Origin of the sequence: Leuconostoc sp. S50, from assembly GCF_016624925.1 — a bacterium.
In the GTDB taxonomy this organism is placed as follows: Bacteria; Bacillota; Bacilli; order Lactobacillales; family Lactobacillaceae; genus Leuconostoc; species Leuconostoc pseudomesenteroides.
This window is the reverse complement of sequence record NZ_JACVUE010000001.1, coordinates 327,626-349,576: the sequence shown is the minus strand read 5'-3', so window position 1 is coordinate 349,576 and position 21,951 is coordinate 327,626. Positions and strand designations below refer to the sequence as shown.

Genomic DNA, 21,951 nt, shown 5'->3' with positions numbered 1-21,951 from the left:
AAATTTATTTTTTCATTTTTGTTCTGGTTGGACTAACCCATGTGCCTTGTCCAGATAATCCCAAGACGCTTTTCAGGGCTGGAATGAAAGTGACAACTATTGTAATGGCATTCATTTGCCAATACCAAGCCATGTACATGGGTGCAAATAGGAGATATTTTAATTTTGCACCGTGATTATCAAGCGCTAATGATGCCACTAATTGCCAGATGCCAACCATCGATATGAATGCCGAGAAGACAAAAATCATATCTAACGTGTGTATGAGTTGCTCCGTATCATTAGTGAAAACAAAATAAAATAACTTGAGCGCCAACCATGTGGTGAAAATCAAATAATAAAAACTCCAAATTATACTACCTGTTTGATCCAATAGAAGTACTATTTTAGCAATGTTTTTGATAGGGTGCTTAAAAATACGCGAAAAATTAGTCACCCATGCTTCTGTGCCACCCTTTGCCCAACGTTTTCTTTGATTATATAGCATGCCTAATGTGCTAGGTACATTCATATAAAACATAATATCTGGCGCAAATACGGCTTTCCATCCGCTAAATTGTTGATCCCAAGCAATCGATATGTCTTCAGTTGCACGATCCTGACGGAAACCGCCACAATCAAGCACAGCATCCTTACGATACATTGTGTTGGCGCCGGAATAAGCGTACATATTGCCGAGAACACCCATTTGAGATCGTTTAATGATACCGACAATGCTGGAAAATTCAACGGTTTGTGATTTTTCCAATAGCAAAGAACGGTTTTGAACGTCCATATTAGCTGTTACGGCAGCAACGTTTTGACCCCCAGGTCTCAAAAAATAATTCATGTATTTCCATAATCCGTCTGGCGCACAAACCGTATCAGCGTCGTTACTCAAAATATAATCACCACGGCAAAAAGATAAACCGATATTAAAAGCATGTGCCTTACCCTTATTCTTGTTGACACGTAAAACGCGTAACTTCGGATACTTAACACTTAGTCTAGACAAAATTTCAGGGGTTGTATCAGTTGAGCCATCATCACAAACCAGTACTTCATAGTTATGATATTCTAAATCGTTCATCAAATACTCAATCGTATCTTCAATAACCATTTCTTCATTATGGCAAGGAATCATGATTGTAATCATTGGCTCTTTTTCGACGCGAATTTTTTTAAAATCACGATCCAAAATTTTGCCAACGTACACTGTGCGATAAAAAATACCACCAATAGTCCAAGCAATAGCACCAATAATCGGATATAAGGTTAAAATTTGCACAAAAACTGTCAGAATTTGCTTCATTTAATTTCGACCCCACTTTCCTTAAATAAGTCACTAATTAGGTGATCATCAATATTTTGTTCTTCATTAACAGCATAATATTTCGTTGATTCACGAAAGCTTTTATCGCCATATCTACTCGTGTAAAGCTCATTCATGACTGACCTTCGCGCCTGAAGTTTATCGTCATTATATGTAATTTGATTTGGGTATATTTTCTGTTCACGATAATTATTTCGTACCAAAAATGCCAAACTGCATACCAACACAACGACAATCGCAATTAAGATTGAAGCTTGTAAAAATTTAGTAAGGTCAAACCCATCTTGATAATGCCAATGATACAATGATTGCCAAAATCGGCCATCTTGTAGTGAATCAAATAATATCAAGACCGGTAACACGAGCACGATTAAGAAAGCAAAATTGATGCCGAATTGTCGTAATTTAAGTCCCCAGTGTCCTTTGTCGAAAAAATCATCTTGCACAAAATTTTTCACATCTTGCGAATTTGATGTTTTATCATCAGGTTCAATAAAAATATTTTCTTGACTAAATTGCTTAGTATTTGATTGTATATGTTTGTCAGTCATTTTTTTCAGCCAATTCAATTTTTTTGGTCAAATTCTTATTAGGATCCAATAAATACTTCTTTTCCAACTGTAAAAGCGTCTCTTTTGGCAAAATATTGGCATAATAGCCAGTATTGTTGAGATCAAGTTGTAAAGCATATACTGCCTCTTTAATAAAAGATGCCTGTCCACTTTCCATATACTTGATAATAACTAACAAAAATTCAGATGACAGAAATTTTTCTGGAATCTTTGAGTCCCTAAGTATCGAATCGTTGACAATTTTTGAAGCTTTCTGATCAATTGCGTCAACCTCTAATCGTAAGTTTGCTTCTAAATCTTGATTAATTAATTTTTTAATTGGCCTAAAAACCTTGTATTTGGACAATTCTTTTGACAACATATAGACGATTAAAAATAAAAAAGCCGATAGCATTAATAATCCAACAACGCGCGTCCAAATATTTTCAGTCGTACCAGTGCTGCCGTACATTAAGCTTGCTGCGTGATTAGAAAACACAATACTTCCCAATAAAATCATTGGTAAAATTAATGCTACAACACTTATAATCAGTGATTGTCTGTCGTTTGACTCTTTTTTAAATGCTCTGATACACTCATTTCTGGAAAAGGTGTTTTTTTCTAATTCTTGCAAAAGTTCCCATGACACATAGCAGTAGTCTAAATCGGTAATTTTTTGTTCTGTTACCATTGTCAACACTCCTTTCCAGCGCCAATATTACTTGACGGCTTTTTCTTTTTGGCGAATCGTATCAGCAAGAATTTGTGTGAAACTTCTAGGATTATTGAAGCCATGTTTGAAATAAAAATCACTGTATTGAAGGTCTTCAACCGTTAAATTATTTTGGATAGCTAACGAAATTATCTCTGCTTGCGCGCCAACTTCAAATGCTGATCCTTTACACTGGATACCTAATATTTTGTGTGTCTCTTTTTCATAAACCAAGTAAGCTTCAAAGAAACCATTGCCACTGACATACTGATCTCTGATAGAGACAACATCGCTATCAAAACCTTCTTGCTTCGCCTTTTCGTTTGTCAAACCAGACATACACAACGAGATATCACGATCAAAATTAAGTTTGTACGTACCTTGTGAATTTTTCAATTTCACACTATTGCCGGTCAAATTTACGCCTGCAACATCCCCCTGCCGAATAGCATCACTCGCATGTGGCACATAAGTAGGTTCCTTCACGTTGGTTAGCTTGGTTGTCGCACAATCACCAACGGCATAGACATCCGGATGACTCGTTTGCATGTAATCGTCTACAATAATCGCGCCACGATCACCCAGTGCAACTTGATTAGCAACTAAAAAGGAATTGGGTCTAAACCCAGTTGCATAAATAATACCGTCAGCCTCAAAATGTTGCCCATCAGCTGTCTTGACATGACTAATTTTTCGACTACCATCCTCTAGATTTTCTTCATCAATGCTGCTAATCAAAGCATTCGTGACAATTTTAACGCCATCTTCTACCAATGCATTTTGCATATCAAGCGCAATTTCTTTATCCAAATATCGGTTTAAGATGAAATCTGAAGAATGAATGATTGTGGTTTCAATTTTTAATTCACTCAAAATTTTAGCCATTTCAATGCCAATCGCGCCACCACCAATCACAATACAACTCCGACTTTCAGCCATTAATTGTTTAATTTTGACCGCATCTTCAAATTTTTTGATAACATATAGTTTATCCAAAAAACCATCTTGGACTAAGGACAGACTGGGATATGAGCCAGTCGCAACGACTAATTTATCAAAATGATCTTCTTTTTCCACACCATAAACCATGTCAACATAGTGAATTGACTTATGATTGAGATCAACAGCATCAATCACCGTTTGTGTTTTAACCGTAATATGTTTTTCTTCTAGTTCAGCAATTGTGGTATAACTTGATAACTTCAAAAAATTACTATCGCCACCTAAATAGAGCGGTATACTTTGCGCTACAAAACCAATACTTTTTTGCTTTTCATAAATGATAATGTTACTGTCTGGATTTTCTTCCCTCGCGCGTAACGCACACGCTATGCCGGCGTGACTAGCGCCGATGATTCTAATTTCCATATCACTTCTCCTTGCTCAATATTGGCTATTATAATGTTAATAATCTCCAAAATTTTACTCAATCATCATAAAACTAATATTATTACCTATTTACGTTCATTTTACATGATAAATGTGAATTTTATGTGATTTATAGGTACATTAGAACTAATGTTATTTAGAATGATTATTGATTAAAATGATTATTTAGCGTATGATAGCACTAGTTTAATAATTGGAGGGAAAAAATGACAGTTAATCCATTAAAAGCACAAGATGTTTGGAAAGATGTTGGCGAGCACGTTCAATTCACCGTGCTCAAGTTCAAGAGAATAGATCGCGCAAAGACACAAGCTGCGATTCAGGAATTTGCTGACCGTTCACAGGCAATTATTCGTTCGTTACGCATTCGTGATTCTCATTTGGCAACAGAATCAAGCTTGAAAGTTGCCATTGGATTTAGTGAAGCAGCTTGGGAATATCTTTTCCCAAATCAGCCAAAACCTTCTGAGTTAGAAACATTCAGCGGTGTAAAGGGCCCAGAATACGAAATGCCTGCTTCAACTGGCGATCTTTTTTTCCACATACGCGCTAGTAATGAGGCTGTTGTCTATGAAGCGCAGACACAATTTATGCGTTTTCTAAAAAATATCACTGATGTGGTTGATGAAACTAAAGGATTCCGATATTTTGAGGGACGTGCAATCATTGGTTTTATTGATGGTACGGAAGCGCCGGCCGTTGAAGATGCTGCTGGTTATGCCCTAATTGGTGAGGAAGATCCTAAATTCATCAACGGTGCTTATGCTTTTGCCCAAAAGTGGCATCACAATATGGATTTTTGGGGACATCTCAATAATGAAACCCAAGAAAAGGCAATCGGACGTGAAAAATTCACCGATTTAGAATTAGAAGATGATGATAAATTCAAGAACGCTCACAACGTTGCTTCTAAATTTGAAAAAAATGGCGAAGAACAAAAAATTGTTCGCATGAATGTACCATTTTCAGATCCAGCTTCAGGCAACACCGGTACTTACTTCATTGGGTATTCACGCTATTGGTCAGTTACCAAAGGCATGCTAACAAATATGGTAGAACAGTCTGATTATTTACTCACATTTTCAGATATTTTATCAGGTCAACTTTTCTTTATTCCTTCTCGTGATACTTTAGCTGACATCGCCGATGGTGTTTATAATCAATAAAAAAAGTTACTTCAGTTCATCACTGAAGTAACTTTTTTAGTCTAATAACTGGTTAAGTCCAATTACGAGATGATCTAATTTTGTAACAGCATTTAATGCCATAATGACACCTGGCACAAAAGCAGCACGACTTGTTGTGCTTTGGGACAATGTAAGTTGCTCATCAATGCCACCAAAGTACACTGTTTGTTGCGCAATGTAACCTGGTAAACGCATCGCGTGCACAGGCACATCATGAACTCTTTCGCCACGCGCTTCACCAACACTTGTTTGTGCTGGTGCTTTTTGTCGTGAACTCGCAATCATCCGTGCAGTCTGTTTTGCAGTGCCTGATGGTGAGTCCACTTTTTTGGGGTTATGTGCTTCAACAATTTCCACATCTGGAAAGTATTGCGCTGCCGTTTTTGAGAATTGCATTAACAATACAGCTGACAAACTAAAGTTTGGGACAATTAAAATACCATTTGTCGCTGAAGCTTTAAGGTGAGTGACTTGCGCATCGCTTAATCCTGTCGCACCAATGACTAATGCCATATGATGAGCAATTGCGTACTGGGCGTTCTCATATACGGTCGCTGGTGTGCTCACATCAAGCCAGATATCTGCTGATACATCAATGTCTGCAAGAGATGTCCAAACTGGTATGTCACTATCATGCTGATGACCACTTAAAATGCCAACAATTTCATAATCGGCCTTGAGACCATTTTGGATCGCCTCACCTAATTTGCCGAAACCACCTGCTAAAATAATTTTTGTCATGAATTCTCCAATAAATCATTCAGATGTGCCTTTTCAGCTTCAGCCAAGGCTAAAATAGGCAATCGAACATCTTCTCTAATCAAACCAAGATCAGCCAGTTTTGTTTTAACTGGTGCTGGAGATGGGTAAGCAAACAATGCATTCATTCTTGGTGTCAAATACCGTTGCAATCTGCCTGCTTCTTGCCAATTATTTGTAGCCATCGCTTTAAATAACGCTGTCATCTCATCACCATATAAGTGTGAAGCAACTGAAATAGTACCCGCCCCACCCACAACGTAAGCTGATAAGGTCATCGCATCTTCACCAGTATAAACTGAGAAATCAGTCGTACCAGCAACTTCAGCTGCAATTAAATCAACCGAAGTTGTTTCTTTGATAGCGTTAATGTTTGGATGCTTTGCAAGCTTTAAAACACTGTCTAATGTCAAACCAACCACGGTACGGCCCGGAATATTGTAAAGCATGACTGGTTTGCTAGCAGCGTCTGCTATGGCTTCAAAGTGGGCGATCATCCCTGCCTGACTGGGCTTATTGTAGTAAGGTGTAACCGCTAAAATACCATCAACGCCTGCAATAGCACTTAATTCGCGCGCTGCCATAACAGACTCTTTAGTATTATTAGAGCCAGCATTCGCAATTACTAACGCACGGCCGCTGACTTGTTCGACAATATGCGTGGTTAAAGCCAACTTTTCTTCGTGAGTTAGTGTGGGGGATTCGCCGGTTGTACCTGCAACAACAAAACCTTGCGTACCATGCTGCAACAAATGCTCTATCAAACTATCCAACGCGTTATAATCAATACTGTCATCGGCTGTAAACGGTGTTACAATTGCGGTGATTAAACGAATATTTTCGTACATTTTCAATCTCCTTGCGACATGCGATAAACTAAAAAGGATTTAAGGGCCAAAAATCCGGGCATCAGTGCTGCTTCATCAATGTTAAGCTTGGCACTATGAAGTGGATGGGAATCGTTTACGCCTAACCACAACATCACGCCAGGAATATGCTGTAATAAATACCCAAAATCCTCGCCTGTCATAGCTGGTTTGGCTAATTCAAAGTTGATATTGTCATCTTCCGTCATATAATTAATCAAGTTTTCAGCCAATTTTGGATCATTTTCCACTGGCAAATAACTGCCACTTTCCAAAGACACTTCGATAGTCAAATCGTCGGCTAAGGCAATACCATCAGCTATTTTTTGAATGCGTGCCATCATCGTTTTCAATCCAGCTAATGTCATGCTACGTACTGTACCTTCCAAATGAACACGATCTGGAATAACGTTATTTGCGAAGCCACCTTGGATTGTGCCAATACTGACAACCCCACCTTCAATTGGATCAACACCACGCGAAACAACTGTTTGTAACGTTGTGATCAACTCCGCGGCGCCTACAATTGGATCATGAACCAAGTGAGGATAGGCTGCATGACCACCTTGACCAATGACATCCACCTTTAACTCAGCAGTACCAGCAAATAAAGTGCCTGCTAACGTACTCAAAGTACCAGCAGGTAAATCAGGTTGATCATGAATACCATAGAATTCATCGGGGCGCCATTGCCCTTCAAATAAATTCAGTTCATAAGCTAATTTTCCACCACTCTTTTCTTCTTCTGCTGGTTGGAAAAAGATAATGACATGATCTTCTGGCTGATGTTCACTGAAATATTTAGTAATGGCCAAAGCCAAACTCATGTGAACATCATGCCCACAGGCATGCATGCGACCATCGTGTATTGAAGAAAAGGGTAGCTGCGTATCTTCTGTAATTGGCAAAGCATCAATATCTGATCGGTAACCAATTGTTCTTTTAGGATGGGAACCCTCAAATCTTACTAACAAAGCTGTTGGTAGCTCTGGTACCTCTCTTATAGTCATAAAATCAGTCTGCCATGACTGAACTTTTTTGAGCAAATAATCATGTGTTTGAAATTCGGATAAAGCTAGTTCTGGTATTTGGTGTAATTCACGCCGAAATGTCTGTATATCTGCTTCAGAAACTGTCATTAAAGACTCCTTAGTGCATCAATTAAAGCGGTTTTTTGTTGCGTTTGTTCATCGATTGTTTTGATTACTTTGGCAGGTACACCAGCAACCACCGTGTTTGCCGGTACATCTTTGGTGACAATCGCACCAGCAGCAACAACGGCACCGTCACCAACTTGCACGCCTTCAATGACGACCGCATTTGCACCAACCAAAACATTATCTCCAACTCGCACAGGTTGGGCAGATGCTGGTTCAATCACACCTGCCAGTACGGCACCAGCGCCAATATGTGAATTTTTACCAACAATCGCACGGCCACCAAGGACGGCTCCCATATCAATCATTGTCCCCGCGCCAATCTCGGCACCAATATTAATGACGGCACCAAGCATAATCACAGCTGAATCACCAATGCTAACTTGATCACGAATAATAGCGCCGGGCTCAATTCGAGCATTGATAGCCTTTTTGTCCAGCAACGGTACTGCTGAATTACGTGAATCATTTTCAATCAAAACACTGTCTTCTGGCAAATTTGAAATCAATGGCGCAACATCAGCCCAATCACCGATTAACTGACCAAAAATATCATTACCAAAATGTTTGACTTGGTCTGGCACCTCAGCATTAAGTGATCCTTTATAGGTCACTTTCACAGGTGTTTTTTTGGGTGCATTTGCAATAAAGTTGATCAAACGTTGTGCTTCGTTTTCAGGCATTCTACTATTCTCCTAGAGTATAATCTCGGTCTAATGACACTAAATGTTCAAATGTTTCTCGTTCTACAACCAATTGGTGTTGGCCGTTTTCGACAAATACTACTGCTGGTCTGGGATTGCGGTTATAATTCGAGGCCATGGCATAACCATAAGCACCCGTTGCATTTACCGCTAAGATATCCCCTGGTTTTGTGGCCGGTAAGGCTTGTTGCCAGACTAATACATCACCAGATTCGCAATATTTACCAGCAACCCGAACGACTTCTTCAGTTTGAGCATTCGGTTGATTGGCTAATACGGCTGTGTAATTAGCTTGATATAACGCCGGTCGAATATTATCACCCATACCACCATCAACGGCCAAATAATGACGAATATCAGGAATGTCTTTTCTTGAGCCAATTGTATACAATGTTTTTCCAGCTGGTCCAACAATTGAACGTCCAGGTTCAATCCATATTTCTGGCATTTTCCAATCATATTCAGCAGCTTTTGCTTTCAATACACGGATAATAGCCTGTGCAAATTCACTTTCAGGTAACGGCTTATCCTCATCAGTATATTTAATACCAAAACCACCACCGGCGTTAATGACTTCAGGTTGCCACCCCCAAGCATTAGCCGTATCAGCAAGAAGCGCGGCGTTTTGTTCAAAACCAGTGACATCAAAAATTTGTGACCCAATATGTGCGTGCAAACCACGTAAGTTTAAATGATCATCATTGATGGCAATATCAAAAGCTTCTTTCGCCTGCCCAGATATTAAATCAAAACCAAATTTACTATCTTGCTGACCCGTACTGATAAACTCGTGTGTATGTGCTGAAATGCCAGGCGAAATTCGTAACAGAATGTCCTGTTTAATGGCATTTTTTTCAGCAATTTCAGAAAGTAATTTTAGTTCTAAAAAATTATCGACAATGATAGTTCCGACACCTTCTTTAACAGCAAATGTCAATTCGTCATAACTTTTATTATTACCATTAAAACTTAAATGCGCTGCTGGGAAGCCAGCAGCTAGCGCTGTATATAATTCACCACCAGACACCACATCTGCATGAATGCCTTCCTGAGCGACAACTTGATAGATTGCTTTTGTGGCAAATGCTTTTCCAGCATAACTAATTACAAATGGAATCTTTTCTTGTTCAAATACTTGTTTAAAAGCACGGATTGTCTGTCTGATATGACTTACATCATAAACATACAGCGGTGTGCCATACTTTTGCGCTAATTCAATGGTATCGACGTCTTCAATTGTTAAATGCTGATTCGTATTCGTTGGATAACTCATGCTTTCCCCTTATTCACAATAAAAAGCCATTAGTCTGAGCCTCACGGTTACAGTCTAACGGCTTTTTAATTTACCAATTTTGACAGTTGCCATAGCTCACCGCACGTATGCGACAGTCTAACGGTTCTTAACCCTTAGCCCAACACGTTTCATTTGTAGATAAAACGTATTTCGGCGACGTCCCCTAACCTACCATCAACCCCTACAAGAGCTCCGGCAGGCGCAATGTCAATCGCAACCTCTATGTGAAATATATAAGTATTTAGACTATTATCCCTTGAAAATTAGAAAATGTCAAGGTAATTATTTACTTGTCTTTAATCTTAACTTATAACCTTATTTTGTGAACAAGATAATGATTAAAATTCTTGATCAATAAATGTTAGCCCAAGCTCTTTACCATAGCGTCTTATTGTTGATTCTGCTAAGTTCATTTCAAAAGCTAAATCAATGTAACTAGTCATCCCCTGATTAAACAAAACTTGCATTTGCGCTTTTCTTTCATCTTTTCCGATAGCTGATTCAGTGCCTAATGCTTTAATGCCACGACCAACCATACCCGTATCCGGTTCACTAATCGGTTGATGATCACGTTTATCACGTTGACGCCATGCTTGTGCTGCGGCTTTTTCATCTAGTCGGGTGACTTTGACTGACATATCGTCATCACTTGGTTGTTTACTAAAATGATAGTTTAATCCCACTTGTTATTAGTCCTTTCAATCATGATTGTTGGCGCGAGCCAATATGTCCGCACCATTAATTGGTGATACAATCCCATTATGGTAGACTACCTCTAATAGATCTTCACCAGGTTCGTTTTGCGAAACAGTGATGATTTTATGGTCACGCTGAATGACTTTCAAACGTCCTGATTTTGATGCCTTTGAGACATCAGTTTTAGGCATTTTTTGAATGTTGAGATGATCACCGTTAGATTTCTCGGCATACGCGGCTTTAATAGCAAACCGTTCGGTATCACGTGTGAATCCTTCTTGTAGCAAGCCACCACCAGAACCAACGACCAAATTATCAGCTGACCACCCTTCTGCCATCAGCTTTTCATAAAGTGATACGATGGTATCAGCTTTCATACCGTCACCTTGGATGATACCAACATTATGTTGAATCACGCGATAGCCTTTATCGTTTGTTTCAGTACCAAAAATGTCACCCAAACACCTTAATACCTCTAAATCAATCTGTTCTGGATCACCTGAATCAGGACGCAACACTATTCTACCTGAACGTTTCATAATTCTTGATTTAATTGAATCAGAGCCAATCACATTTTTGACAAAGTTGATGGCATCATAAGAATCAATCACGATCGACAAAACAGCATCTTCTGGTGCACGATCAAGTTGCGCATTCACGTAATCGAATTCACCTTGCCCATCACCATAAGCAGTTGCGACCGAATGTTCAGTCGCCCAAACAGACAAAGCCCGACCTGCAATACCATAAACGTTCTCGAAGTATTGCGACGCCGCCAAATTATCAGATCCTTGAAAATGTAACAAATGCGCAGCACCCCCGCGTTTACCAGATTCCAAACTCGTAGCGCCTCGCAGCCCAAAATCATTCACTGCTAAAAACAAATCATCAACTGAACCAGACTGCTCAAACAATGGCCGCAAACGTTTTTTAATCACCATAGAGTTAGTGGCAATTGTCGTTGGATACCAGACATGCATTAAAATGACTTCCAAAGCATTCAACGTTGTGGCGAACCACGGTGCTGTCGTTTCAATTGTAAATAACGCATTTCCCGTTGGCACAGTCATGCCTTCAGGTAATGCCTTGATAGTAACAGGAAAGTAGCCTAAGTCACGAACTTTTTCCCAGACAGCACGATTAAAGTAAGCTGATGTTCCAAATGTTTGTAAAGACATTTTTTCAGCTTCGTCTATCATATCATCAGTAATTTTGGTATGAAAATAATCATGCAAAATCATCCCCAAACCAAACCAACTGACTTGATCAAACTGACCACCGACACGTGCTTCGCCATAGGAATATAACTTAGTAATATCATCAGGATACTGTAAATGGTGAGTTAACTTGTAAGCATCTGTCGCTATAATTAAATTTTCAGCCATGCTTTATCTCCGTCAATTCAGTCGTGACAAGCATACGAGTCACGTCTGTAAACGTTTCGCCACTATGACGAATCAAGCGCCAATCATATTCTTTATCATCGTTAAATTCATCAATATAGGGTTCAAACTCACCATCAGTTTGTAAAATTAAATAGCCAGCAAAAGCGGCAACAAATTCTGACTCTGTTTCGATGATTCGTGTTAATTGATTGTTATCAAAAAAGCCAACTGCAAGTTTATCAGATTCCCACTGACCTTCAAATGCCCATTTTAAGGTTATCCAGTCTGACATTGTTATACCAAGATTCAACAAATAGTCGACAGATAGGCGAATGTGAATAGGGTGCGTTAGCTTTTGTGTCTCGATACCTTTGGCATCCAATTGCGCTGAAAAAATACCACTGAGCGCTTCTAGTTCACTGACCGTTGGCATGATGGCTTCATTTTCCCAAGCCAAAACGGTTTCACTTTCAACATCAAGTGCATCAGCAATTTCTTGACGGGTCATTTGGGTTAACTGTTGTAATTTTTCAATATTATTCATGGTTTCATCTCATACCATCGGTATTCCGAGGGCTTATCTCATTTTCTTTCTATTGTAACACGAGAGCAATCATTACTTAATTGAATTTATCATAAAACCACCTGATATAGTAGTACATCAGGTGGTTACGATATATTTTATTATTTAGATAACTTCTTTTGTCGGCGTGAAATCATCGCTGAACGAATGATACCAATAATCGTTGGCAACAATGTTACTAAGGCGATCCCTAAAATAATAATTGAAAAATGCGCCTTAACAAACGGAATATTGCCAAACAAGTAACCTGCCCCTGTGGCAATCAAGCTCCACGTAAACGCAGCAATCACGCTGTTTTTCAAAAAGCGGCTATACGGGAACTGACTAATACCTGCCACAAACGGCACAAAGGTTCTCACAATTGGCATGTAACGCGCAATAATGATGGCAACCGCACCCCTTTTCTCGAAAAAGCCCTCCGCTTCTCGAATATGCTCCTCTTTAATGAAGCGCCCAATTAAGGGGTGCCGAATCAGCTGATAACCACCTGTTCGGCCAATCCAAAAGTTCAAAGAGTCACCCAAAACGGCTGCAAAAAAGAAAACAAACATAAACACCCAATGATTTAGTCCGGCATTGAGTCCAGCCGGCGTGGCAGCAATTGCACCCGCAGCAAATAGTAAGGAATCCCCAGGTAAAAAGGGCATGATGACTGCACCAGTTTCAATAAAAATAACTGCGAATAAGATAAGATATGTCCATAAACCAAATGATTGCACCAAATTAGCAATATGAGCATCGATATGTAGAATAAAATCAATTAAAAAAGCCATGATGAGTTTGCGCCGGTCATAATCTGCAACAGCGACGCATTTTCCTTCCAATTTCAGTAATTCTATTTTACCATATCGTTGTTACAACAACGACGCAACTATTGATTGTCGCTTTACTTAGTCGAAAAAAGTCTTTCTAGGGTATTAACATCATCTTCAAAATTCGCAAAAGCACTATCAAGATACTCCCCACTGACCATATCAACCCCTGCTGACTTAATGAGATTAACTGGATAATCGACACCGCCTGAAGCCAAAAAACGATGATAGTGATCTAGCACTTGCTTATCGCCACTCAAGATTTTATTGGCAATCGCACTGGCCACCGCATACGATGTCGCATATTGATAGACATAGAAATTGTAATAAAAATGTGGCACGCTGGCAAAATGTACACTATAACTGTCATCCGGAAAATCATCAACAATCTGCTCACCATTGAATTGATGCTCTAATTGTGTCGCCATTTGATTCAATACTGTTAAAGACAATGCTTGACCATTTTGCTCTGTTTGGTATGTTAGTTGCTCAAATTCTGCAAACTTTACCTGAGTAACAAACGTTCCCAAAAAAGTAGCAATTGATTTGGTACGCAAATAAATTTGCGCGTCACGGTCATTTTGGTATTTTTTGATCAAATAATTTTGCAATAAAATCTCGTTGAGCGTGGAAGCAATCTCGGCATTGAAAGTTGCCGCTTCACTATATTGAACCGGTTGTGTTTGATTACTTCGGACACTGTGTATCGCGTGACCCATTTCATGCACCAAAATATTAGTGCTATACAATTTATTTGTCCAATTTAATAAAATATACGGATGAACTGTTGCAATACCAATTTCAAAACCACCAGAAGACTTGCCGACATTTTCTGCAACATCAATCCAGCGATTATTTAATGCCTCTTTAACTTGGTTAACGTAATCCTCACCAAGTGGCTGCAATGCCTCTAGTGCCAGCTTTTTTCCCTCTTCATAGGTTGTTGGCAAGAAATCTTTACCAGTTAATGGTACAGATAGATCATAGTGATGTAACTGCTCAACCCCAAGCACTTTTTTTCTTAAATCGTAATAGCGGTAAACCGTATTGATATGTTCATGGGTTTTACTGATGAGCACGTCATATAGTGCTTCGGGAATGTTATTTTGTGCTAATTGCTGTGAGCGCGCACTGTGATAGCCACGTAAAGCAGCAATCGTATTTTGACTGTGAACATGGGTATTATAAAGTTTAGCCATGGTGTGCGAAACGCTAATATGCGCATGCGCTATCATATCAACGGCCTTTTTTCTGATGTCACGATTTTGCGACTGAATAAACTGCGAAGCATTCCCCATGGTTAATTCAATTTCATCGCCATTTTCATCTTTCAATGTACCAAAATTCAAATCAATATCATTAAGCGTGTCAAAAATATCATTAGGACTCTGAAGAGTTGCGTTTAACGTACCCAATAATTTTTCTTCTGTCGCTGTTAATTGATGGGCACTATTTAAACGAATTCTGTCAAAATAAAATTGATAATTTAACAATTTTGGTTCTTGCGTCATATATGACTTCAATTTATCGGATTTAATACCTGATATTTCAATTTTGTAAAAAGCTGTCCCCGCGTAAAAAGTTGCCATGAGGTCCTCAGATGCCCCCTTAACTTGCTGGGCAACTGGATTGGTCATATCGCTAGCATACAAAAGTTCTGCATAAGCCCAAGTTTTATCAATATTAACGTCGATCACATTCACTAACTTTTCAGTTGCCAACAATAAATTTTGAGGACTATCACCCAGATGATCTTTAAAGTCCGCAAAATGTTTAATTGTAGCTGTCGTTTGTTGGCACGCATTATCGTAATCTGCTTTTGTTTTAAAAATGTCAGTTAAGTCCCAAGTCAAATTCACCGGAACTTCGGACCGCTTTAGTTTTCTTTTATGAGTCATGATGAGTTTTTCCTTTTCATATTCTAACATTCATCATATCTTTTTAAAATAAAAAAGCAAGCCATTAAGACTTACTTTGCAAAGCTAATTGTTTTAGGTTGTCTCATTGCAATGAGACCAAAGACAATGAGCCATATCGTTGACCCTAGCGCCGGAACACGGGATTCAGGATTGAAAAATAGCGTTATGAACACAAAAACAAAAAATACAATGGCCATTGGCACAAGCACTTTTGGTGCAATCACTAGGAAACCATCCGACATATAATCGTTCGATTGACGATAACGCATGTAGGCAATCAAAATGAGGACATAGATCATCAAAAACAGATCTGTGGATGCACTTGTCACGAAACTAAAAGCATTGGTGATCGTTGGAATTAATGAAATAATTGCAGAAAATGCAACCATTAGAGATGTAAACAAAATTGCTCTCACTGGTAATTTAGCATGAGACATTTTACGGAATGGTTTTATAAATGAAGCTTTTGACTGATAAGCCAAGGCGTAAAAATTACGACTAGCACTAAATAACACCGAATTGAGGGCCGACGCAGCACTAGTTAATACAACAAAGTTCACCAAGGCTGCCGCCCATTTAATGCCAGCCAATTGGAATACCATTACAAACGGGCTCTGATTAGCAGGAATTTTTTGCCAAGGATAAATCGTCATGATAATAAATAACGCACCAAGATAAAAGAACAAGATTCGCCATGGAATTTGATTAATAGCTTTTGGCAAGACAGCACGGGGATTCTCTGTTTCTGCCGTGGTCATGCCAATAAATTCCATACCAACAAAGGCAAACATCACCATTTGAAAAGCATTAATAAAGTTACCAACACCATTTGGAAAAAGACTAAAATGATGCCAAACATTACTGAATGCAACATCACCAACCGTTGTTTTAAAGCCCGTCAATGCCATGATGATACCTGTGGCAATCAGTGCCAAAATAGCTACGATTTTAATCATTGCAAACCAAAATTCCGTTTCACCATACAAAGCAACCGTAACCAAATTCACACATGTCAATAATACCAAAATCACGACTTGAATCAGCCAACTTGGCAAATCTGGCAGCCAAAACTGAATATATTTTGCAACAGCAGTCAACTCGGCCATGCCCATAAACACAATTGTTAGCCAATAAGACCATCGCGCAAAAAAGCCAGCACGATTCCCCATATATTTAGTAATGAAGGTGATAAAAGTATGTTGCGTTGGATCCGCATATAACAACTCACCAATAGCGCGCATCATCACAAACATAAAAAAACCAATGATGAGATAAACCAACAGGATAGATGGTCCGGCAAAATGAATGGAATTTCCAGCACCCATAAACAAACCGGTCCCAATTGTGCCGCCAATAGCAATTAGTTGCACATGTCGATTTTTTAGACCATGTTGCTGCGGTTGATGACTCTCTTTCGTTTCTGACATATTAATATTTAAATTCTCCTTTTACTGCAAAGCACCCTGCGAAATTCGTAGGGTGCTTTTATAACAACGCCATAATTGAACTTTTTAATCGTTAATCGTTTACTTCACGCGAATAGTGTGAAACATCAGTCAATATGATGTTTTGGAAGTCTTCAAATGACATGGTTTGTGTCTTGTCTTCGCCATATTTACGGACTGTGACAGTTTGACCATCAACCTCAGAATCACCTAGAACCAAAGTATATGGAATCTTGTTTGTTTGTGCTTCTCGGATTAAATAACCCATCTTGGCATCTTTAGTTTCAACATGTGCACGCAATCCAGCAGCTTGCAACTTTTGTTGAATATCTCGAGAATACTCGCCATGCGCATCAACATTCACGGGAATGATTTGCACTTGTAGTGGTGCTAACCATGTTGGGAAAGCGCCCTTATACATTTCAATCAAGTAAGCTGTAAAGCGCTCCATTGTGCCCACAATACCACGGTGTAACATAACCGGACGATGGTTATCTTGTCCATCAGCACCAATATAAGTCAAATTGAAACGTTCTGGTAACAGAAAATCAAGTTGAATGGTTGACATTGTTTCCTCACCACCCAATGCTGTCTTAGTTTGGACATCTAACTTGGGACCGTAAAAGGCAGCTTCACCTTCTGCTTCAAAGTAATCAAGGTTAAGATCATCCATTGCGCGTTTCAATTGTGCTTGAGACTTTTCCCACATGTCATCATCATCAAAATACTTTTCTGTATTTTTAGGATCACGATATGACAAGCGGAAACGATAGTCAGTGATGTCAAAATCACGATAAACTTCCATCATCATTGTCAAAATTGATTTAAATTCTTCTTCAAGCTTTTCGGGTTCAACAAATGTATGCCCATCGTTTAAAGTCATTTCACGAACACGTGACAATCCTGTCAAAGCTCCTGATTTTTCATAACGATGCATCATACCAAGCTCTGCAATGCGCATGGGCAATTCTCGATATGATCGTGGCTTATGTTTGAAGACCATAATATGTGAAGGACAATTCATTGGCCGCAACTCTAGGAATTCGCCATCACCCATATCCATTGGTGGGAACATATCTTCACGGTAGTGATCCCAATGCCCCGACGTTTTATACAAATTCAGGTTCGACAACACTGGTGTATAAACATGTTGGTAGCCATTTGCTAATTCTTTGTCGATAATATAACGTTCAACTTGTCGACGAATAGTTGCACCATTTGGTAACCACACTGGCAACCCAGAGCCAACTTCTTGGCTAGTGAAGAACAAGTCTAGATCACGACCAATGGTACGATGATCACGTTCTTTAGCCTCCTCACGACGTTTAACTTCGGCATCGACGTCAGCTTGCTTCCATTCGGCAATACCATAAATACGTTGCATCATTGGATTAGATGATTTACCACGCCAGTAGGCTCCGGCAACTGAAGTTAATTTGAAATGTTTTACCCAACCTGTTGATGGCACAAGTCCACCTTTGTCTAATTCAACATGATCGCCTTGAACAGCAATTGTGATTTTCTCATCGGCTGGCAAATCATTAATGAGTTCAATCTTGTATGGATCATTTTTAAATAATGTCAACGCTTCGTCACGTGAAATTTCGCGTGATACAATTGGCAAATCTTCTGCAACAATCTTGTGCATCATGGCTTCAATTTCTGCAAAATCGTCAATTGAGACTTGATTACCTGAACCGTTATCAGTGTCATAATAAAAGCCATTATCAATAAATGGTCCAACACCAAAGTGCATATTGGCAAACTTAGGAATACGTTTCAAAGCTTGCGCCAACAAATGAGATGCTGAATGACGTAAAAGTTCCAACGCTTCATCATCGCTTGTTGTAATTAATGCGAATTCACCATCATTTTCAAGTGCATCATTCATGCCAACATATTGACCATTCAACTTCGCGGAAACCGCTTTTTTGGCCAGAGACTTTGAAATGCCAGCTGCAACCTCAATTGGTTTTGTACCTGCTGCAAAAGATTTTACAGCGCCATCTGGAAATGTTAATTGAATTTCTGTCATATACTTTCCCTCTTCATATTAAATATCAAATTACGTTTTGAAACCCTGTTAAGTGCTTGAAAAAAGCGTCCCTCTGAGCCAAAAGGCTCAAAGGGACGCTTTACCGTGGTACCACCCAAGTTTTGCACCATTAAGATGCAACTTAAATGACAGCTAACGGCGTCACCCGAATGAATTTCGCTATATTCTACTCATCATCACTCAAAGGTAGTCTATCAAACCTACGTTGTTCATTTCCACCAAACATGAACTCTCTTTAAACGCACAGCAATCAAGTTGTCCTCATCAAAGTTTCTAAAAATAATCTTAGCACTTTTTTAGAATTTTTGCAATTTAATTTTTCAAATCCACCAATACCTGCTTCAAAGCATCATGGGCAACGTCATCATGATCAAGAATACCATTGTCATACACGTTTTGTAATGCTGCTATTTGTTCTTTTGATAATGCCATTATATTACTCTCCTTTTATATCACTTGTTTTACACTTACTGTTCAATACCAGAACTGCCATCCGAAACATTGACATGTCGTGGTCTGGAGCCATCAGCTGGACCGATATAACCACTTGCTTCTAAGTCATCAATTAGGCGCGCAGCTCGATTATAGCCAATCCTAAATCGTCGTTGTAATAACGAAGTCGATGCCTTTTGTTGTTCAATCACAAATTGCAATGCGTCTTGGAACAATTCATCCTCACTATTACCATCCGACATATCACTACTATCTTGAGCCACTTCTTCATCGGTCACTGTCATAGCTTCAGAATATTGAACCTCTTGCTGTGCTTTAACAAAATCTACTACACTAGTAACATCAGCGTTACTAATGAAAGCACCTTGTACACGTTGCGTCGGCTTGCCTGGTGGCGCAAAAATCATGTCCCCTCTGCCTAACAACTTTTCTGCACCGTTACTATCCAAAATCGTACGTGAATCAATGCCTGAAGCGGTTCTGAAAGCAATTCTTCCAGGAATGTTACTTTTGATAGTACCATTGACTACTTTAACATCTGGACGCTGAGTAGCCAAAATCATATGAATGCCAGCTGCTCTGGCTTTGGCACCTAATCGGGCAATAGAAACCTCAATTTCACTACCAACCGTGCTCATTAAATCTGCAAACTCATCGACAATTGCGACGATATATGGCATTTTTTGCATAATCGGATCACCTGTTTCAACGGCATCAGCATTTTGTTTATCAACTGCAGCGTTATATTCACCAATATTACGTTTGCCAAACTGTGCTAGCAATTTATAACGATTTTCCATTTCGTCAACTACTTTTTGCAATGATTTGGCAGCTTTTCTTGGCTCAGAAACAACCGGCGTTAACAAATGCGGAATGCCATTATAAATCGATAATTCAACTACTTTGGGATCAACCATCATTAATTTAACTTCATTAGGCTTGGCTCGAAGTAGAATTGAAATGATAATGCCGTTGAGGCCCACAGATTTACCAGATCCTGTTGAACCGGCAATTAATAAATGTGGCATGGCTGATAAATCGGCCATAATAATATTACCAGTAACATCTCTCCCAAGTGGCACATTTAATGGATTATCATCAAACGGTGCATGTTCAATCATATCTCGGAACCCAACAGTTGCCTGTGTATCATTTGGTACTTCAATACCAACATATGGTTTCCCTGGAATTGGTGCCTCTATACGTATTGATTTAGCTGCTAGTGCTAACGCCAAATCATCTGCTAAATTGGCTATACGATTCACTTTAACCCCTTGTCCGGGTTTTAATTCATACTGCGTAACAGTTGGCCCCAACGACACACTTGTCACTTCAGCTTCCACACCAAAACTTTGTAATGTGTCATGAACTAAGCGTGACTTCTCAGTCAAACTTTTAAATTCTTTTGTTTGATCCGCCGGAGGTACCTGTGTTAACAAGTCTGCTGACGGCAGCTGATAGTCTGGATTATTCGCCTCTGGTGTATCGGTCGCTAGTGAAACCTCTTCGTCGCCCTGTGACCCTTTTGGATCGGATTGAGGTAATTCATCTGATGGTTTGTCATCATCAGTCGGCACTGGTCCATTCCACTTGATTTCTGGTTCAATAAATTCATGCGTTTGAGGTTGAGAGACATCTTCATTTATATTGTCAGCCTGATTAGCTACTTCTGACGTAGTTGAATGATCAACACCTAAAGGATTGTCACCATAATCGGTAATATCTTTTTTACGGGTATTTCTTTTAAATAGTGGCTCGCGTTTTGGCGCGTTAGCCCTTTGTTCCTGAATATAGGCCACACCCTCTTGCGCTTTTTCAACACTTTTTTCAGCAATATCACGTGCTGGAATTCGGAAAAAGATAATCACACCAGCGAATAATAACAGAGTTGTGACAATCCAAGTACCAACATTTGACATTAACATGAACAAAACATGGTACACTATAGCACCAATCACGCCACCACCAACTGGGGTGTTAGCTGATTGGTTAACAAAATCTTGTTTAATAATGCGAATGACTTCATTTACATATCCGGTACCATCTTGCAGCGTATAGGTGAAGAACAGTAAAGAGGAAATAACTTCAATGGCAACAAATGCCATGCTGGCTCCTATCCAAAAATGCCCAGCAACTTTCGGCAACTTTCGCATGAGCATATAATATAGTACACCGACTGTTAAGGGGACAATAATTGCTAGGTAAATGTTTCCAAAGAAAAACCGGAAAATATTCGCTACAAAAATGCCAATTAAACCCAGTTTAAAAGTCCCTAAAATGCCTAGAATAGCGCTAATTAATAACGTCAAATTTCTAGCAAGTGGGTGTTGTTGTTTTTTTGCACGTGAACTCGTAGTTCGTCGTTTTCTGGTTGTTTTTCTGGTCGCCAAAATTATTACCTCAATATATTACTAACGCCCTATTTTATCATGTTTAAAATACGAACGCGTGTTCATCTCGAATTCTTAAGAATTGCTTAACTGTAAACGGGGTCGGAAAATTTCAACAATGAAACACAAAAAGCCGCAACCGAAGTTGCGACTTTTAGTAGCTCGTGAGAGAATCGAACTCTCGATTCCGCCGTGAAAGGGCAGCGTCTTCGCCACTTGACCAACGAGCCATGGTCTTTGTTATTTCGCTGTTGAAACAACTATATAATCATAACAAGTTT

18 protein-coding genes, 1 tRNA gene, 1 riboswitch and 1 other annotated feature are annotated in these 21,951 nt (G+C 39.3%); of the genes, 1 reads left to right on the top strand and 18 read right to left on the bottom strand.

Features of this window, described 5'->3' with window-relative positions; genetic code table 11:
- Positions 1 to 4: 4 nt before the first annotated feature.
- The 4 genes from IAE53_RS01630 to IAE53_RS01615 are packed head-to-tail and all read right to left on the bottom strand — an operon-like array spanning position 5 to position 3,943.
- Entirely contained in the window at positions 5 to 1,291 is a 1,287-nt protein-coding gene (locus IAE53_RS01630) for a glycosyltransferase family 2 protein (protein ID WP_188352724.1), read from the bottom strand.
- On the bottom strand, positions 1,288 to 1,863 hold the full coding sequence (locus IAE53_RS01625) for a hypothetical protein (RefSeq protein WP_200135838.1): 576 nt from the start codon (positions 1,861 to 1,863) through the stop codon (positions 1,288 to 1,290). The genes IAE53_RS01630 and IAE53_RS01625 overlap by 4 nt, the downstream gene beginning before the upstream one ends.
- Positions 1,856 to 2,554: a hypothetical protein gene (locus IAE53_RS01620; protein ID WP_200135837.1), complete on the bottom strand. Its 699-nt coding sequence runs from the start codon at positions 2,552 to 2,554 to the stop codon at positions 1,856 to 1,858. The genes IAE53_RS01625 and IAE53_RS01620 overlap by 8 nt, the downstream gene beginning before the upstream one ends.
- A gap of 27 nt (positions 2,555 to 2,581) precedes the next feature.
- Positions 2,582 to 3,943 (bottom strand): FAD-dependent oxidoreductase, encoded by a 1,362-nt coding sequence (locus tag IAE53_RS01615; RefSeq protein ID WP_200135836.1) that lies wholly within the window; start codon positions 3,941 to 3,943, stop codon positions 2,582 to 2,584.
- Positions 3,944 to 4,170: 227 nt separating this feature from the next.
- Here IAE53_RS01615 and IAE53_RS01610 point away from each other — a divergent pair, with 227 nt between their 5' ends.
- Entirely contained in the window at positions 4,171 to 5,130 is a 960-nt protein-coding gene (locus IAE53_RS01610) for a Dyp-type peroxidase (protein WP_200135835.1), read from the top strand.
- Between the two features lie 36 nt (positions 5,131 to 5,166).
- On the opposite strand, the gene dapB is transcribed toward IAE53_RS01610, so the two are convergent.
- The 14 genes from dapB to IAE53_RS01540 form a co-directional block, all read right to left on the bottom strand.
- Entirely contained in the window at positions 5,167 to 5,892 is a 726-nt protein-coding gene (gene dapB / locus IAE53_RS01605) for a 4-hydroxy-tetrahydrodipicolinate reductase (RefSeq protein WP_200135834.1), read from the bottom strand.
- Positions 5,889 to 6,758, bottom strand: a complete 870-nt coding sequence (gene dapA, locus IAE53_RS01600; protein ID WP_188352728.1) for a 4-hydroxy-tetrahydrodipicolinate synthase — start codon at positions 6,756 to 6,758, stop codon at positions 5,889 to 5,891. Before dapA ends, dapB begins: the two co-directional genes overlap by 4 nt.
- 2 nt (positions 6,759 to 6,760) lie before the next feature.
- On the bottom strand, positions 6,761 to 7,915 hold the full coding sequence (locus tag IAE53_RS01595) for an N-acetyldiaminopimelate deacetylase (RefSeq protein WP_148423029.1): 1,155 nt from the start codon (positions 7,913 to 7,915) through the stop codon (positions 6,761 to 6,763).
- Positions 7,915 to 8,616, bottom strand: a complete 702-nt coding sequence (dapD, locus tag IAE53_RS01590) for a 2,3,4,5-tetrahydropyridine-2,6-dicarboxylate N-acetyltransferase (RefSeq protein WP_114666548.1) — start codon at positions 8,614 to 8,616, stop codon at positions 7,915 to 7,917. The genes IAE53_RS01595 and dapD overlap by 1 nt, the downstream gene beginning before the upstream one ends.
- 4 nt (positions 8,617 to 8,620) lie before the next feature.
- Positions 8,621 to 9,910 carry a diaminopimelate decarboxylase gene (lysA, locus tag IAE53_RS01585; RefSeq protein ID WP_114666547.1) on the bottom strand — a complete coding sequence of 430 codons (1,290 nt, stop codon included), beginning with the start codon at positions 9,908 to 9,910 and terminating at the stop codon, positions 8,621 to 8,623.
- Positions 9,911 to 9,994: 84 nt separating this feature from the next.
- A riboswitch (Lysine riboswitch) is annotated at positions 9,995 to 10,162 on the bottom strand.
- Positions 10,163 to 10,269: 107 nt separating this feature from the next.
- Positions 10,270 to 10,614 (bottom strand): hypothetical protein, encoded by a 345-nt coding sequence (locus tag IAE53_RS01580; RefSeq protein ID WP_148423032.1) that lies wholly within the window; start codon positions 10,612 to 10,614, stop codon positions 10,270 to 10,272.
- 15 nt (positions 10,615 to 10,629) lie between these two features.
- Entirely contained in the window at positions 10,630 to 12,012 is a 1,383-nt protein-coding gene (locus IAE53_RS01575; protein WP_200135833.1) for a nicotinate phosphoribosyltransferase, read from the bottom strand.
- Positions 12,005 to 12,556, bottom strand: a complete 552-nt coding sequence (locus tag IAE53_RS01570) for an XRE family transcriptional regulator (RefSeq protein ID WP_200135832.1) — start codon at positions 12,554 to 12,556, stop codon at positions 12,005 to 12,007. Before IAE53_RS01570 ends, IAE53_RS01575 begins: the two co-directional genes overlap by 8 nt.
- A 140-nt stretch (positions 12,557 to 12,696) precedes the next feature.
- Positions 12,697 to 13,368, bottom strand: a complete 672-nt coding sequence (locus IAE53_RS01565; protein ID WP_139967479.1) for a VTT domain-containing protein — start codon at positions 13,366 to 13,368, stop codon at positions 12,697 to 12,699.
- 113 nt (positions 13,369 to 13,481) lie between these two features.
- Positions 13,482 to 15,305: an oligoendopeptidase F gene (gene pepF, locus IAE53_RS01560; protein WP_188352731.1), complete on the bottom strand. Its 1,824-nt coding sequence runs from the start codon at positions 15,303 to 15,305 to the stop codon at positions 13,482 to 13,484.
- Between the two features lie 71 nt (positions 15,306 to 15,376).
- Entirely contained in the window at positions 15,377 to 16,753 is a 1,377-nt protein-coding gene (locus IAE53_RS01555) for an amino acid permease (RefSeq protein WP_188352732.1), read from the bottom strand.
- Between the two features lie 91 nt (positions 16,754 to 16,844).
- Entirely contained in the window at positions 16,845 to 18,806 is a 1,962-nt protein-coding gene (thrS, locus tag IAE53_RS01550; protein WP_010279162.1) for a threonine--tRNA ligase, read from the bottom strand.
- Between the two features lie 88 nt (positions 18,807 to 18,894).
- Positions 18,895 to 19,104 (bottom strand) — a binding site (T-box leader).
- A gap of 190 nt (positions 19,105 to 19,294) precedes the next feature.
- Positions 19,295 to 21,670, bottom strand: coding sequence for a DNA translocase FtsK (locus IAE53_RS01545; RefSeq protein ID WP_200135831.1), 2,376 nt, complete (start codon positions 21,668 to 21,670; stop codon positions 19,295 to 19,297).
- A gap of 158 nt (positions 21,671 to 21,828) precedes the next feature.
- Positions 21,829 to 21,900: transfer RNA gene (locus tag IAE53_RS01540), tRNA-Glu, on the bottom strand.
- Positions 21,901 to 21,951: the final 51 nt, after the last annotated feature.

Excerpts from the sequence above, each read along its gene's own strand:
- IAE53_RS01630 (WP_188352724.1), bottom strand. The coding sequence starts at position 1,291 with ATGAAGCAAATTCTGACAGTTTTTGTGCAAATTTTAACCTTATATCCG.
- IAE53_RS01625 (WP_200135838.1), bottom strand. The coding sequence starts at position 1,863 with ATGACTGACAAACATATACAATCAAATACTAAGCAATTTAGTCAAGAA.
- IAE53_RS01620 (WP_200135837.1), bottom strand. The coding sequence starts at position 2,554 with ATGGTAACAGAACAAAAAATTACCGATTTAGACTACTGCTATGTGTCA.
- IAE53_RS01615 (WP_200135836.1), bottom strand. The coding sequence starts at position 3,943 with ATGGAAATTAGAATCATCGGCGCTAGTCACGCCGGCATAGCGTGTGCG.
- IAE53_RS01610 (WP_200135835.1), top strand. The coding sequence starts at position 4,171 with ATGACAGTTAATCCATTAAAAGCACAAGATGTTTGGAAAGATGTTGGC.
- dapB (WP_200135834.1), bottom strand. The coding sequence starts at position 5,892 with ATGACAAAAATTATTTTAGCAGGTGGTTTCGGCAAATTAGGTGAGGCG.
- dapA (WP_188352728.1), bottom strand. The coding sequence starts at position 6,758 with ATGTACGAAAATATTCGTTTAATCACCGCAATTGTAACACCGTTTACA.
- IAE53_RS01595 (WP_148423029.1), bottom strand. The coding sequence starts at position 7,915 with ATGACAGTTTCTGAAGCAGATATACAGACATTTCGGCGTGAATTACAC.
- dapD (WP_114666548.1), bottom strand. The coding sequence starts at position 8,616 with ATGCCTGAAAACGAAGCACAACGTTTGATCAACTTTATTGCAAATGCA.
- lysA (WP_114666547.1), bottom strand. The coding sequence starts at position 9,910 with ATGAGTTATCCAACGAATACGAATCAGCATTTAACAATTGAAGACGTC.
- IAE53_RS01575 (WP_200135833.1), bottom strand. The coding sequence starts at position 12,012 with ATGGCTGAAAATTTAATTATAGCGACAGATGCTTACAAGTTAACTCAC.
- IAE53_RS01570 (WP_200135832.1), bottom strand. The coding sequence starts at position 12,556 with ATGAATAATATTGAAAAATTACAACAGTTAACCCAAATGACCCGTCAA.
- IAE53_RS01565 (WP_139967479.1), bottom strand. The coding sequence starts at position 13,368 with ATGGCTTTTTTAATTGATTTTATTCTACATATCGATGCTCATATTGCT.
- pepF (WP_188352731.1), bottom strand. The coding sequence starts at position 15,305 with ATGACTCATAAAAGAAAACTAAAGCGGTCCGAAGTTCCGGTGAATTTG.
- IAE53_RS01555 (WP_188352732.1), bottom strand. The coding sequence starts at position 16,753 with ATGTCAGAAACGAAAGAGAGTCATCAACCGCAGCAACATGGTCTAAAA.
- thrS (WP_010279162.1), bottom strand. The coding sequence starts at position 18,806 with ATGACAGAAATTCAATTAACATTTCCAGATGGCGCTGTAAAATCTTTT.